The organism is Pseudomonas sp. FBCC-B545 (assembly GCF_059134095.1).
Genome location: NZ_CP101441.1, coordinates 1,706,345 through 1,718,688 on the forward strand (window position 1 = coordinate 1,706,345; position 12,344 = coordinate 1,718,688).

11 protein-coding genes are annotated in these 12,344 nt (G+C 60.6%); 9 read left to right on the forward strand and 2 right to left on the reverse strand.

What is annotated here, in order from left to right:
- Positions 1-143: 143 nt before the first annotated feature.
- The 3 genes from NMB39_RS07945 to NMB39_RS07955 all read left to right on the forward strand — a co-directional run bounded on the left by NMB39_RS07945 (position 144) and on the right by NMB39_RS07955 (position 3,902).
- Positions 144-2,105, forward strand: a complete 1,962-nt coding sequence (locus tag NMB39_RS07945) for a hypothetical protein (RefSeq protein WP_367236361.1) — start codon at positions 144-146, stop codon at positions 2,103-2,105.
- Between the two features lie 158 nt (positions 2,106-2,263).
- On the forward strand, positions 2,264-3,310 hold the full coding sequence (locus tag NMB39_RS07950; RefSeq protein WP_367236362.1) for an N-acetylmuramidase family protein: 1,047 nt from the start codon (positions 2,264-2,266) through the stop codon (positions 3,308-3,310).
- A gap of 1 nt (position 3,311) precedes the next feature.
- A complete protein-coding gene (locus NMB39_RS07955; protein WP_367236363.1) occupies positions 3,312-3,902 on the forward strand; it encodes a hypothetical protein in 591 nt (196 codons plus the stop codon).
- A gap of 114 nt (positions 3,903-4,016) precedes the next feature.
- Here NMB39_RS07955 and NMB39_RS07960 read toward each other — a convergent pair whose 3' ends face one another.
- Positions 4,017-4,880 (reverse strand): LysR family transcriptional regulator, encoded by an 864-nt coding sequence (locus NMB39_RS07960; RefSeq protein ID WP_057023112.1) that lies wholly within the window; start codon positions 4,878-4,880, stop codon positions 4,017-4,019.
- 102 nt (positions 4,881-4,982) lie between these two features.
- Here NMB39_RS07960 and NMB39_RS07965 point away from each other — a divergent pair, with 102 nt between their 5' ends.
- From NMB39_RS07965 to NMB39_RS07990, 6 genes are all read left to right on the forward strand, one after another.
- On the forward strand, positions 4,983-5,924 hold the full coding sequence (locus tag NMB39_RS07965; RefSeq protein WP_198718920.1) for a DMT family transporter: 942 nt from the start codon (positions 4,983-4,985) through the stop codon (positions 5,922-5,924).
- A 77-nt stretch (positions 5,925-6,001) separates the two neighbouring features.
- Positions 6,002-8,062 carry a DNA polymerase III subunit gamma/tau gene (gene dnaX / locus NMB39_RS07970; protein WP_198718919.1) on the forward strand — a complete coding sequence of 687 codons (2,061 nt, stop codon included), beginning with the start codon at positions 6,002-6,004 and terminating at the stop codon, positions 8,060-8,062.
- 44 nt (positions 8,063-8,106) lie between these two features.
- On the forward strand, positions 8,107-8,445 hold the full coding sequence (locus tag NMB39_RS07975; RefSeq protein ID WP_017527493.1) for a YbaB/EbfC family nucleoid-associated protein: 339 nt from the start codon (positions 8,107-8,109) through the stop codon (positions 8,443-8,445).
- A gap of 139 nt (positions 8,446-8,584) precedes the next feature.
- Positions 8,585-9,619, forward strand: a complete 1,035-nt coding sequence (gene curA, locus NMB39_RS07980; protein WP_046071692.1) for an NADPH-dependent curcumin/dihydrocurcumin reductase — start codon at positions 8,585-8,587, stop codon at positions 9,617-9,619.
- Between the two features lie 66 nt (positions 9,620-9,685).
- The gene (gene recR / locus NMB39_RS07985; RefSeq protein ID WP_043047046.1) at positions 9,686-10,288 is read left to right on the forward strand and encodes a recombination mediator RecR; all 603 of its coding nucleotides are present in this window, start codon (positions 9,686-9,688) and stop codon (positions 10,286-10,288) included.
- Between the two features lie 200 nt (positions 10,289-10,488).
- Complete coding sequence (locus tag NMB39_RS07990) at positions 10,489-11,637, forward strand: acyl-CoA dehydrogenase family protein (protein ID WP_198718918.1); 1,149 nt, start codon at positions 10,489-10,491, stop codon at positions 11,635-11,637.
- A gap of 117 nt (positions 11,638-11,754) precedes the next feature.
- Here NMB39_RS07990 and NMB39_RS07995 read toward each other — a convergent pair whose 3' ends face one another.
- Entirely contained in the window at positions 11,755-12,303 is a 549-nt protein-coding gene (locus NMB39_RS07995; RefSeq protein WP_057011878.1) for an adenine phosphoribosyltransferase, read from the reverse strand.
- Positions 12,304-12,344 lie beyond the last annotated feature (41 nt).

Below are 12,344 nucleotides of genomic sequence, written 5' to 3' on the forward strand. Positions count from 1 at the left end.
CCTCCTGCAGTCCCTTCTTCGATTTCCAATTCGTATCTATTGCCTAGCCAGTCATCTGTGACGCCTGTTGCACAGCGCATGACGGTCATTTCACGACTAGTGGCATACTCCCAAGCGTCTCTTTCCCCTGGCTACGAGGCTGTATGCACTCGGAACATTTTGATTTATCCAGCCCTGTGTTCTTGCCGATCACCGATGAAACCTGTGCGGGTTTGTTGGCTGGCGACGGTGCAGGGGCGCTCGTCGCCCTGAGTGAGCCGGAGCTGGCGGCGGTGCTGGTTATCCAGAATCTGGCGCAGGTGCCGGAAAGCGACCTGAGCGCCAGTGGCGCTGAAAAAGTGTTGGCCAAGCTCATTGACTGGGCGGTAGAGGCTAGCCATTCGACGAGCGTGTCCCTGTTGTCGGAAGCACAGCGGCTGTTCGACCAAAGGAAGCTGTACTTCGGTCTTAATGTGGTCAAAAGCCTCAAGCTGCGTTTTCTGCTGGTGGAGGAGGTACAGGCGCAAGACTACCTGTTGCCCAGCGGCAAGTGGGACGTCGAATATAAAGTGCGCCACCTCAAGGCAAATGACCCGTTCAGCAAACAGATGGTCACGCCCCGGCACCACGAACGCTGGTTGAGCGCCGAGCAAGACAAGCTGGTCAGGACCTTCCGCGCCAACTTGAACGAAGACCTGCATGTCCAAGGCTACGCGGGCATTGGTAAGAGTCATCTGCTGGTGGCCTTGATGGAGCACCTGCGTCCGGAAAAAACCTTGTTGCTGGCGCGTACCCCGGCAAAACTGGAAACCCTGCGTGCGCGCATGGTGGGCGTTCGCGAGCGAAAGGCCGGGCAGACCTTCTACGCCTTTGCGCATACCTTGTTGCATGGCCCAAGGCCCAAGCCGCTGGATACCCAAGCAAGGGCGCCGAGCAAGCAGGCACTGGCCCAGGAGCTGAATATCTTCGGTTTCCGGCGCTTGGAGGGGCAAGCGGTGGTGGATGTCTGTCTCAAAGTGCTTGAAGCCTACTGCCGCTCCTGGGAATACAGCCTGTCGGCGAAGCATTTGCCGCATTTCAAGCAGCCGCTGTCCGTCGTCGACTCGCGGGCACTGCTCGAATACGCCAGCCGGTTGTGGAGCTACCTTGAGGCGAATCCGGCCTGGGGCAGCCAGACCGGATTTGAAGCCTTGTTGATGATCAAGCGCGCCAGCCTTGCCGGCTGTGTGGTGCCCGAGCGCTATACCCACGTGCTCATCGATGAGAGCCAGGACATTCCGGCGCCGCTGCTGCAGATGATCGAGCGCGGCCGCCAGGTGCTGGTCACCCTGGGCGACGAGTACCAGCAGGCCAGTGGTGGGGTGGTCAAACGTGCCCGTGAGGTTCGCCACACGGACATTTGCTACTCCGTGCGTTCCGGACGCAACGTCGAGCGCCTGGTCAACCCTTTGATCAGCCAGCATTCGGATAAAAGCAAAGTGCTCTTTGAGGGCGCGCGGGACGCCGACGTCGGTATTGAGTTTTATCCGCAGGGTTTCGTGCCGCCGCAAGGTTGCGTGGTGCTGACCGCATCCTATTGGGACACCATGAAGTGGGCCATGCAACTAAGTGACGCCCGTTGTGCATTCGGCCTGGCGAGTAAAGAGGCGCAGCAGTCACTCAAGTATTTCATGGACACGGTCATCGCGTTGTTCAAGCCAGATTTCTATAGCAACGAGTTCAATGACAGTGGCCCTCATCCTTTTTTCAGCGATATGGCCGATTGGCAGCAAGTGCGCGAGGCATGTCAGTTCGATGAGGCGTTTCTTTGGGTTGAGGCCGAGTTGGAAAAAGGCTTTAACCTGGCTGACGTTACACGTTTGAACCGGCTAAGCGGCCATCCGCACGAGCGCTGCCTGCTGATGCTGGCGCAAGATGCGGGCGGGCTGGAGTTCGAACGGGTGCTGCTTACCCCCGAGTTGTTGACCAATGTGAAGTTCCAGGACGCCTATGCGTTCGACCAGCGACTGTGTGCGGTGTATATCGCGATTTCCCGAGCGACTCAGCAATTGTATCTGCCCTACGATGTGGTTGAATGGATCGACTACCACAAGTATCAGAAAACCCGAGAGTTGCACGGTTACTGACGGATTTAACCGGGCCATTTCACAACTTTCAAAACGCCCTCTGGACAATTCGCATACCGCCTTGCTAGCTTCCGCCAGCCACTTGTTTCAGAGTATGACAAGGGTACGGAATTGATATTGAAGTGCTATCACTTCTTTCACTCACAAGGATGTCTGTCATGAAGAGCCTGCAAGGGTTGCCTCGTCTTATCAGTGCTTCAGTAGGCGCTCCCGGTAAAGCCCGCAACTTGCCCGCCGATGTTCAGTGCATCCAGTACCTATTTAACTTGATCATTCCCAAGATGGGCTTTGCCTTGCAGGAAAACGGCAAGTGCGACGGCCAGTTGGTGCAATGCATCAGCCAGTATCAGTTCCGCCATCTCAAATACGCCCATCCCGATGGTGTGATCGACCCCACGGGGCGCACGTTCAACAGCTTGATCGAAGAAGCGGTGAAGGTGCCCGTGAGGGCCTTCCCGGCCATGCGCATTCCGAGCTTTCTCAACGCATTGGGCAATAACAATGTCGATGCGGTGCAAGCCACGGTCAACGTCTACCTGAGCCAGGTGCGTGCAGTGATCGAGGCCGAGCGGCGCAACCGCCAGTTAATGCTCCAGGCCACCTGTGACGGCGGCACAACGCTCAGCGATACGGATTTCCAGAATGCCGCCAAGCAACTGGGCAACGGCATTTCGACAAATGTGGTCAAGGCTTTTGCGACCGTGGAGTCGGGCGGGAAGGTGGGTTTCGGGCCGGCAAAGTTACCGATCATCGCCTTCGAAGGGCACCACTTTCGCAAGTACACCAATCACATCTACGACCAGTCGCACCCGCTGCTGTCGTACATCTACAAGAAAAAAGCCGGGCCGCAGTGGCAGACCAACAACAAGGACCAGGTCAAGGCCTGGGAAACCATGGCTACCGCATTCGCCCTGGACCAGGAGGCGGCATTGATGTCGGCGTCCTGGGGCATGTTTCAGGTCATGGGATTCAACTTCGCATCCTGCGGTTTCAAGACGGTGTTTGAGTTAGTCGCAGCGTTGAAAGTGAACGCCGGTAATCAACTCAAGGCCTACATCAGCTTTTGCAGCAAGAGCACGGCGTTGATGAGTGCGATGAAAAACAAGGATTTCACGGCCATGGCCCGCAACTATAACGGCGATGACTACGGCAACTATGACGTGCTGATGAAACAAGCCTACGAAGCCTTTGAAGGAAAGAAATAAGATGATTCGTTTTCTGGCGATGGGCGTGTTGTCGTTGTGCACGGTGGCGTCGGCACTGGCTGGCTCGCCAACCTTGCATTCGGGCAAGTACGAAGGGCTGATGCTGGCGGTGACGCCTGAGCATCAGGTCGAGGGTTTCTACGCCGAGGCGATGGGCGAGGGCGTGAGTCGCCGTTGCAGCTTCTACCTGCAAGGCAAGCCTGAGGCGCTGACCACCTGGCTGGACGCCGCCTACCCTGGCAGTGTGGCTGTGGCGTCCGACGGCGTGATCCTGACGGTGGAGCAGGGCCGTCAACACCCCGGCTGTATCAACGTGCTGATGCCGGAAATCGCCACCGGCCTGGACCTGACCCAGACCGCCAGCAAAAAGTGGATCGGCCTGGTGACCGTATCCGCCGACAAGGCTTACCTGCTGAAAACCCCGGGGGCGAAGGCCGCCAAGCGTCCCTACATCGTCAAGGATGATGTGGTGGGTGTGCTGGCGTTCAAGGATGGCTGGGCGCAGGTGGAGTTTATCAATGCTGACGACCGTTCGTTCACGGGGTGGATCAGCCAGGGCCAGTACGCACGGCTGGTTGCGCCGAAGCTCTGAGAAGCTCTGAAATGTGGGAGGGGGCTTGCTCCCGATGAGGAAGGGTCAGCTAGCACCTATATTGATTGACCCACCGCTATCGGGAGCAAGCCCCCTCCCACATTTAGGAATGTGTCAGCCAAAGGTCTCGCGCAGTAGCCCGGCGAATGCATCCCGTGCCAGGTGTCGCTGGGTGTCCTTGTGCCAGAACAGCAGGTTGTCCACCGCCGCCAGTTCGTCAAACCGATAGGACGCCAGCTGATTGGCCTGCTCATAGCGCGCCAGAATACCCTCGGGCGCCAATGCCACGCCAATCCCCGCGCTGACGCAGCCGATGATCGTGCCCCAACTGGCGTAGCTGGCAATCGCCGGCTTGAAGTCATGGGGCTTGAGCCAGTTTTCCAGGGCGGCGCGATAGGGGCAGCCTGGCGGCCATACCAGCAGCGTGCGGCCGGCCAGGTCCTCGGCGCTGTCGATAGGTGCACTGGAGGCGCTGGCAATCAACACCAGGCGCTCGCTGTAGACCACGCTCTGTTCCAGCTTTGTACGTTTGCCACCGGCGGCCACCAGGGCCACGTCCAGGCGATGGTGTTGCAGGTCGTCCAGCAATTGCGCCCAGGCGCCGGTGACCAGTTCCAGGCTGACCTCGGGGTAACGTCGGTGATATTCCGCCAGCAGCGGTGGCAGGCGACCGCTGGCGCTGGATTCCACCGCACCGATGCGCAAGGTGCCACGGGGAATGGCGTTGGCATCCACCGCACGTTTGGACTCATCCACCAGCGCCAGAATGCGTTCACAGTAATCCAGGAAGATCTCACCCGCAGCACTGATCGCCAACCCGCGGCCGGCGCGGATAAACAGCGGCGTGCCCAACTCGTTTTCCAGCTGCTTGATGCGCGTGGTGATGTTGGACGGCACACAGTGCAACTGCAAGGCAGCCTGGGCCACGCTGCCGGTTTGTGCCACGGCGCGCACCATTTTCAGTTGGGCCAGTTCCATTGCTCAGTTCCCGTGATTTCAGAAGTCAGAAACACTTAATTGTCCTACGCCCGGCCTGGGCCAAGACTGACGGCATGCCTTCTCAATGCGTGGATGCCGTCGATGAATACCCCGTCACCTCTAAAGCTTACGCTAGTCATTGCCTGCGTCATCCTCTGTTGGGCCTATTCGCCCATCGGCGTGCACATGGGGCTGCACAGCTACAGCCCCGGTCAATTGGCGTTGCTGCGGTTCCTGATTGCATCGGTATTCATGGGGGGCGTGGCGCTGGTGGTCGGTATCGGCCGCCCGCAGGTGCGCGATCTTCCCTGGCTGCTGGTCTTGGGTTTCTTCGGGGTGTTCCTGCACCACACCAGCATCAATAGCGGTCAGCAATGGGTGACGGCGGCGGCGTCCAGCGTGTTGGCACAGTCGGCGCCGTTGTTCAGTGTGTTGATCGCGTTTTTCTGCTTGAAGGAACGGGTCAGTGCCTGGCGCTGGGCCTGTGTGCTATTGGGCCTGGCCGGCGTGCTGGTGGTGATCTGGGGCGACCACGGCGTGGGCGACATCGACCCTCGGGGCTTGCTGATCCTGCTGGCGGCGTGCTCGTGGAGTGTGTATTTCGCCATCGCGCGGCATTACGCCCATCGCTACAGCCCGCTGACCCTGGCGTGCTACATGGTGTGGTCCGGCACCTTGATGCTCTGCGTGAACCTGCCGGGCCTGCCCGCCGCCATCGTACAGGCACCGTTACCGGAGAACTTCGCGGTGCTGGTGCTGGGCATTTTCCCCAGCGCCTTGGCATACCTGGCCTGGGGGTATGTGTTGAAGCATGTCGAGGTCAGCCGTGCTTCGGTGGCGATGTACCTGATCCCACCGGTTGCCATGGTGATGGCCGCAATGCTGCTCGGCGAGCATGTGGCCCTGCAGGTGATGCTGGGCGCGGTGATCGTGCTGGCCAGCGTGGCTGCTATCAGTCTGGAGGGCCGCTGGCGTTCAATCGTTCATGCAGGACGTGCGCAAAAGCCCGCTGTGGGGCCAATCGGGCCAGCTTCGTCAGATTAGACGAGCGTGCCGGATGCAATTTCCCCCTTGCTCCGCTAGCATTACCGGCTTCCGCTTCCCAGTTGCGACGGTTTTCGATGAGTTATCAGGTTCTTGCACGTAAATGGCGCCCGCGCTCGTTCCGCGAAATGGTCGGCCAGACCCATGTGCTCAAGGCTCTGATCAATGCCTTGGACAGCCAACGGCTGCACCACGCCTACCTGTTCACCGGTACCCGCGGGGTGGGCAAGACCACGATTGCGCGCATCATCGCCAAGTGCCTGAATTGTGAAACCGGTATCACTTCAACGCCTTGCGGCACCTGTTCGGTATGCCGCGAGATCGACGAGGGGCGTTTTGTCGACCTGATCGAGATCGATGCCGCGAGCCGCACCAAGGTCGAAGACACCCGCGAGCTGCTCGACAACGTGCAGTACGCGCCGAGCCGTGGCCGCTTCAAGGTCTACCTGATCGACGAAGTGCACATGCTGTCCAGCCACTCCTTCAACGCCCTGTTGAAAACCCTGGAAGAGCCGCCGCCCTACGTTAAGTTCATCCTGGCCACCACCGACCCGCAGAAACTTCCTGCAACGATTTTGTCGCGGTGCCTGCAGTTCTCCCTGAAAAACATGACCCCCGAGCGGGTGGTCGAGCATTTGACCCATGTGCTGGGCGTCGAGAACGTACCGTTCGAAGACGACGCGCTGTGGTTGTTGGGCCGCGCCGCCGACGGTTCGATGCGTGACGCCATGAGCCTCACCGACCAGGCCATCGCGTTCGGCGAAGGCAAGGTCATGGCTGCCGATGTGCGCGCCATGCTCGGCACCCTGGACCACGGCCAGGTGTTCGATGTGCTTCATGCGCTGATCGAAGGCGACGCCAAGGCGCTGCTCGAAGCGGTGCGCCATCTCTCGGAGCAAGGCCCGGATTGGAACGGCGTGCTCTCGGAGATCCTCAATGTGCTGCACCGCGTCGCCATTGCCCAGGCCCTGCCGGAAGGCGTCGACAACGGCCATGGCGACCGCGATCGCGTATTGGCCCTGGCCCAGGCCTTGCCGGCCGAGGATGTGCAGTTCTACTACCAGATGGGCCTGATTGGCCGCCGCGACCTGCCCCTGGCGCCGGACCCGCGCGGTGGCTTTGAAATGGTGCTGCTGCGCATGCTGGCGTTCCGGCCGGCGGACTCGGCAGACGCACCGAGACAGCCGCTAAAGCCAGTGGGGATCAGCCAGGCCACAGTTGATTCCGCCAAACCAGTGGCTGGCGCGGCAGCTGTCGCGCCAGTAGTCGCTGCGCCCGTACCGGTTGCGCCGACGCCTGAGCCTGAACCTGTGCCGGTTGCAGCAGCGCCTGTGGTTGAACCTGCGCCGGTTGTCGAATCGCAGCCTGTGGTCGACCTGCCCTGGAATGACCCGGTCGAAGCCGAGCCAGAGCCTGAGCAACAACCCGCCGTGGAGCCCGTACTGGAAACCTCCGGCGAGCAACCCGAGCTGACCCCGATGCCGGCGCAGACCCCTGACAGCGTGGTGCCGGATGCCCCTGAATGGGTGTCGGCGCCGGTCCCCGAGCCGACCGTCGCCCAGGTTGAGGCTGCAACCCCAGGCATTGACCTGGACGACGAACCGCCGCTGGATGAAGACTACATCGAGCCGGACATGGACTCGGCCTACAGCTACCTGGACGAATTGGCCAGCGAGCACACCGCCGAGCCAGCGCCCGAGCCCGAGGCAGAACCGGCTGCGGCCCCGGCCACCGGCCTGGCCCTGCAATGGCTGGAATTGTTTCCGAAATTGCCGATCTCCGGCATGACCGGCAGTATCGCTGCCAACTGCACCCTGATTTCCATCGAGGGCGACCACTGGCTGTTGCACCTGGACCCGGCCCATAGCGCCTTGTTCAATGCCACCCAGCAGCGTCGGCTCAATGACGCGCTCAACCAGTACCATGGGCGCACGCTGACTATCGCCATCGAGCTGATCAAGCCCGAGCAGGAAACTCCGGCCCAGGCGGCGACCCGTCGGCGCCTTAACCGTCAACGCGAGGCCGAGGATTCGATCCACGCTGATCCGCTGATCCAACAAATGATGCAACAGTTCGGTGCGGTCGTCCGTCACGATACTATTGAACCTGTCGAAGCCCCGGTGTCCCAGGCGTCATGACTCCGGGCTACTAACTTGATCCACGTACTTTTGAGGTGATTCCCATGATGAAAGGTGGCATGGCCGGCCTGATGAAGCAGGCGCAGCAGATGCAGGAAAAGATGGCCAAGATGCAGGAAGAACTGGCCAACGCCGAAGTCACCGGTAAAGCCGGTGGCGATATGGTCAGCGTGGTGATGACCGGTCGTCACGACATCAAGCGCGTGAGCATCGACCCGAGCCTGCTGGAAGGCGTCAGCGACGACGACCGCGAAGTGCTCGAAGACTTGTTCGCCGCGGCCGTCAACGATGCCGTGCGCAAGATCGAAGCCAACAGCCAGGACAAAATGTCCGGCGTGACTGCTGGCATGCAATTGCCACCGGGCATGAAGCTGCCGTTCTGATACACATTTTGGCTAGACTCAAATGCCGGGCATTGCGCCTGGCATTTTTTTTGGGCCGACGAAACATCGAACCCCAACCCGTTACCCATGGTCTGCACCCTATACCGTTGAATTCTCATCGATAACAGGAGCCCCGCTGATGCCTCAAGAAATGACGCTCAACCAACGCATCGTCCTGGTCTCACGCCCTCAAGGTGCCCCCACGCCGGAGAACTTTCGCCTGGAACGTGTGAGCCTGCCGGAGCTGGCAGACGGTCAGGTGTTGTTGAAGACGCTGTATCTGTCGCTGGACCCCTACATGCGTGGGCGCATGAGCGACGCACCGTCCTACGCCGCGCCCGTGGAAATCGACGAGGTAATGACCGGTGGTGCTGTCAGCCGTGTCGAGCAATCGCGTCACCCGAAATTTGAGGTAGGCGACTTGGTCGTGGGCGCAACCGGCTGGCAGAGCCACTGCATTTGCGATGGGAGCAACCTCATGCCAGTGCCCAAGGGCCTGGCGAGTCCGTCGATGGCGCTGGGTGTGCTGGGCATGCCGGGCATGACCGCCTACATGGGCCTGATGGACATCGGCCAGCCCAAGGCCGGGGAAACCCTGGTGGTGGCCGCTGCGTCCGGCGCGGTGGGCTCGGTGGTGGGCCAGGTGGCCAAGCTCAAGGGCTTGCGTGTGGTGGGCATCGCCGGTGGTGCGGACAAGTGCCGCTATGTGGTGGATGAGCTGGGCTTTGATGCCTGTATCGACCACAAGAGCGCGGACTTTGCCAACGAACTGGCCATGGCGTGTTTCAAGGGTGTAGACATCTACTTCGAAAACGTCGGCGGTAAAGTCTTCGATGCGGTGCTGCCTCTGCTCAACCCCAAGGCACGCGTGCCGCTGTGCGGGTTGATTGCCGGTTATAACGCCCACGAAGCGCCCAGCGGCCCTGATCGCCTGCCGGCACTGCAGCGTACCTTGCTGACCAAGCGCGTGCGTATCCAGGGTTTTATCGTGTTCGACGACTATGGCGACCGCCAGCCGGAGTTCCTCAGCGCCATGGCGCCGTGGGTGCGCGATGGCAAGATCAAGTTCCGCGAGGACGTGGTCGATGGCCTGGAGCAGGCGCCCGAAGCCTTTATCGGCTTGCTCGAGGGGCGCAACTTCGGCAAGTTGGTGGTGCGCGTCGCGCAGGATTGAGTATTTGACGCTAATCCGGGGCGCGGGTATAAACCGCGTCTCGTTGTTTTGTCGGACCCTTCGCCCATGAGCTTCAGCCCCCTGATTCGCCAACTGATCGACGCCTTGCGCACGCTGCCCGGTGTCGGCCAGAAAACTGCCCAGCGCATGGCCCTGCAACTGCTGGAGCGTGATCGCAGCGGCGGCACCCGCCTGGCCCAGGCCCTGAGCCAGGCCATGGAAGGCGTGGGCCACTGCCGTCAGTGCCGCACCCTCACCGAAGAAGAGCTCTGCCCGCAATGCGCCGACCCACGCCGCGACGACACCTTGCTGTGCGTGGTGGAAGGGCCGATGGATGTGTATGCGGTGGAGCAGACCGGTTATCGCGGACGCTACTTCGTGCTCAAGGGCCATCTTTCGCCGCTGGACGGGCTGGGGCCGGAGGCTATCGGTATTCCGCAACTGGTTGCACGAATTGAAGCGCAGGGCACTTTTACCGAAGTGATCCTGGCGACCAACCCGACCGTGGAAGGTGAGGCCACGGCGCATTACATTGCCCAGTTGTTGACCAATAAAGGCTTGATCACCTCGCGTATTGCCCATGGTGTACCGTTGGGCGGCGAGTTGGAGCTGGTCGATGGTGGCACCTTGGCGCACTCGTTCGCGGGTCGTAAGCCGATCGCGCTCTAACATCCGCAACAGGATCAAATGTGGGAGGGGGCTTGCTCCCGATTGCTGTGTGTCAGTCGACAGAGTTATTGGCTGATCCACCGCTATCGGGAGCAAGCCCCCTCCCACAGTAGTTTTAGGGTGTCAGTGATAACTGTGTATGGCTTGATAACCAAGCAAGCGCTTGGTAAGTTCGCTCCATCTCGCCATGGAGCTTGCCGATGTCTGCCTATCAGGAATACTTCGATCCCAGCCACCAATTGGTCCGCGACAGCGTGCGTCGTTTTGTCGAGCGCGAGATGTTGCCCGGCGTCGAGCAATGGGAGGAAGCCGGCAGCTTTCCCCGTGAGCTCTATCGCAAGGCCGGTGCGGCGGGCATCCTCGGGATCGGTTATCCCGATGCCCTTGGAGGTAGCCATGAAGGCGATCTGTTCGCCAAGGTGGCCGCCAGCGAAGAATTGATGCGCTGCGGTTCCGGTGGTGTGGTGGCGGGGCTTGGCTCCCTGGATATCGGCCTGCCGCCCATCGTCAAATGGGCCAGGCCCGAAGTACGTGAGCGCGTGGCGCCCCAGGTGCTGAGCGGCGAGAAAATCATTGCGCTGGCCGTCACCGAACCCAGCGGCGGCTCGGATGTGGCCAACTTGCAGACCCGTGCCGTACGCGAGGGCGAAGATTATCGCGTGAGCGGCGCCAAGACCTTTATCACCAGTGGCATCCGTGCCGATTTTTATACCGTGGCGGTGCGCACCGGCGGCCCGGGCTTTGGCGGCATCAGCCTGCTGATGATTGAAAAAGACACGCCCGGGTTCACTGTCGGCCAGCCGCTGAAAAAGATGGGCTGGTGGGCGTCGGACACCGCTGAACTGTTCTTCGACGATTGCCGCGTGCCCGCCGGCAATCTTATCGGCGCTGAAAACATGGGCTTTGCCTGCATCATGGGTAATTTCCAGAGCGAACGCCTGGCCCTGGCCTTGATGGCCAACATGACCGCGCAACTGGCCCTGGAGGAGAGCCTCAAGTGGGCCGCCCAGCGCGAGGCATTCGGCAAGCCCATCGGCAAGTTCCAGGTGCTCAAGCATCGGCTGGCGGAAATGGCCACCGCCGTGGAAGTCTCCCGGGAGTTCACCTATCGCCAGGCCGCCAGGATGGCCGCCGGCATGAGTGTCATCAAGGAGATTTCCATGGCCAAGAATCTGGCGACCGATACCGCTGATCGAGTGACTTATGATGCGGTGCAGATACTAGGGGGGCAGGGGTATATGCGTGGCAGCCTGGTGGAGCGGCTTTATCGCGATAACCGGATTCTGTCGATTGGTGGCGGGACGCGGGAGGTGATGAACGAAATCATCAGCAAGCAGATGGGGCTTTGACCGGCGGTGTTCTTTCGGGCCCCATCGGGAGCAAGCCCCCTCCCACATTCTTGATTGTGTTCACAAGTCAAAATGTGGGAGGGGGCTTGCTCCCGATGAGGCCAGTCCTGACAAAGACTATCTTTCAGTCAACCCAAACTGCGTCAGGCAAAACGTCGGTATTCCCATGTCTTCCAACCGCTGCGACCCACCCAGCTCCGGCAAATCAATAATCGCCGCGGCTTCAAAGATCTTCGCGCCCATGCGCCGCACCAGATTCGCTGCGGCAATCAGGGTCCCGCCGGTGGCGATCAGGTCATCGAACATCAGCACCGAATCCCCTTCGCACAGGCTGTCAGCGTGCACTTCCAGGAAGGCTTCGCCGTATTCGGTCTGGTATCCCTCGGCCAGCACGTCCGCCGGCAGCTTGCCCTGCTTGCGAAACAGGATCAGCGGCTTGTTGAGCTGGTAGGCGATGATCGAACCAATCAGGAAACCACGCGCATCCATTGCGCCAATATGGCTGAAGTCGGCCTCGACGTAACGCTGGGCAAAGCTGTCGGCGACCAGGCGCAGGGCGCGGGGCGATTGGAACAGGGGAGTGATGTCACGAAAGATAACCCCAGGCTTGGGGAAGTCGATGACGGGGCGAATCAGGGATTTGATGTCGAACGAATCGAAAGTCATCGTCGCAGAGTCCTGGGCGGAAAACGGACTCGAAGTATACC

Coding starts and splice junctions, on each gene's coding strand:
- NMB39_RS07995 (WP_057011878.1), bottom strand. CDS start 12,303: ATGACTTTCGATTCGTTCGACATCAAATCCCTGATTCGCCCCGTCATC.
- dnaX (WP_198718919.1), top strand. CDS start 6,002: ATGAGTTATCAGGTTCTTGCACGTAAATGGCGCCCGCGCTCGTTCCGC.
- curA (WP_046071692.1), top strand. CDS start 8,585: ATGCCTCAAGAAATGACGCTCAACCAACGCATCGTCCTGGTCTCACGC.
- NMB39_RS07960 (WP_057023112.1), bottom strand. CDS start 4,880: ATGGAACTGGCCCAACTGAAAATGGTGCGCGCCGTGGCACAAACCGGC.
- NMB39_RS07965 (WP_198718920.1), top strand. CDS start 4,983: ATGAATACCCCGTCACCTCTAAAGCTTACGCTAGTCATTGCCTGCGTC.
- NMB39_RS07990 (WP_198718918.1), top strand. CDS start 10,489: ATGTCTGCCTATCAGGAATACTTCGATCCCAGCCACCAATTGGTCCGC.
- NMB39_RS07975 (WP_017527493.1), top strand. CDS start 8,107: ATGATGAAAGGTGGCATGGCCGGCCTGATGAAGCAGGCGCAGCAGATG.
- NMB39_RS07945 (WP_367236361.1), top strand. CDS start 144: ATGCACTCGGAACATTTTGATTTATCCAGCCCTGTGTTCTTGCCGATC.
- NMB39_RS07955 (WP_367236363.1), top strand. CDS start 3,312: ATGATTCGTTTTCTGGCGATGGGCGTGTTGTCGTTGTGCACGGTGGCG.
- recR (WP_043047046.1), top strand. CDS start 9,686: ATGAGCTTCAGCCCCCTGATTCGCCAACTGATCGACGCCTTGCGCACG.
- NMB39_RS07950 (WP_367236362.1), top strand. CDS start 2,264: ATGAAGAGCCTGCAAGGGTTGCCTCGTCTTATCAGTGCTTCAGTAGGC.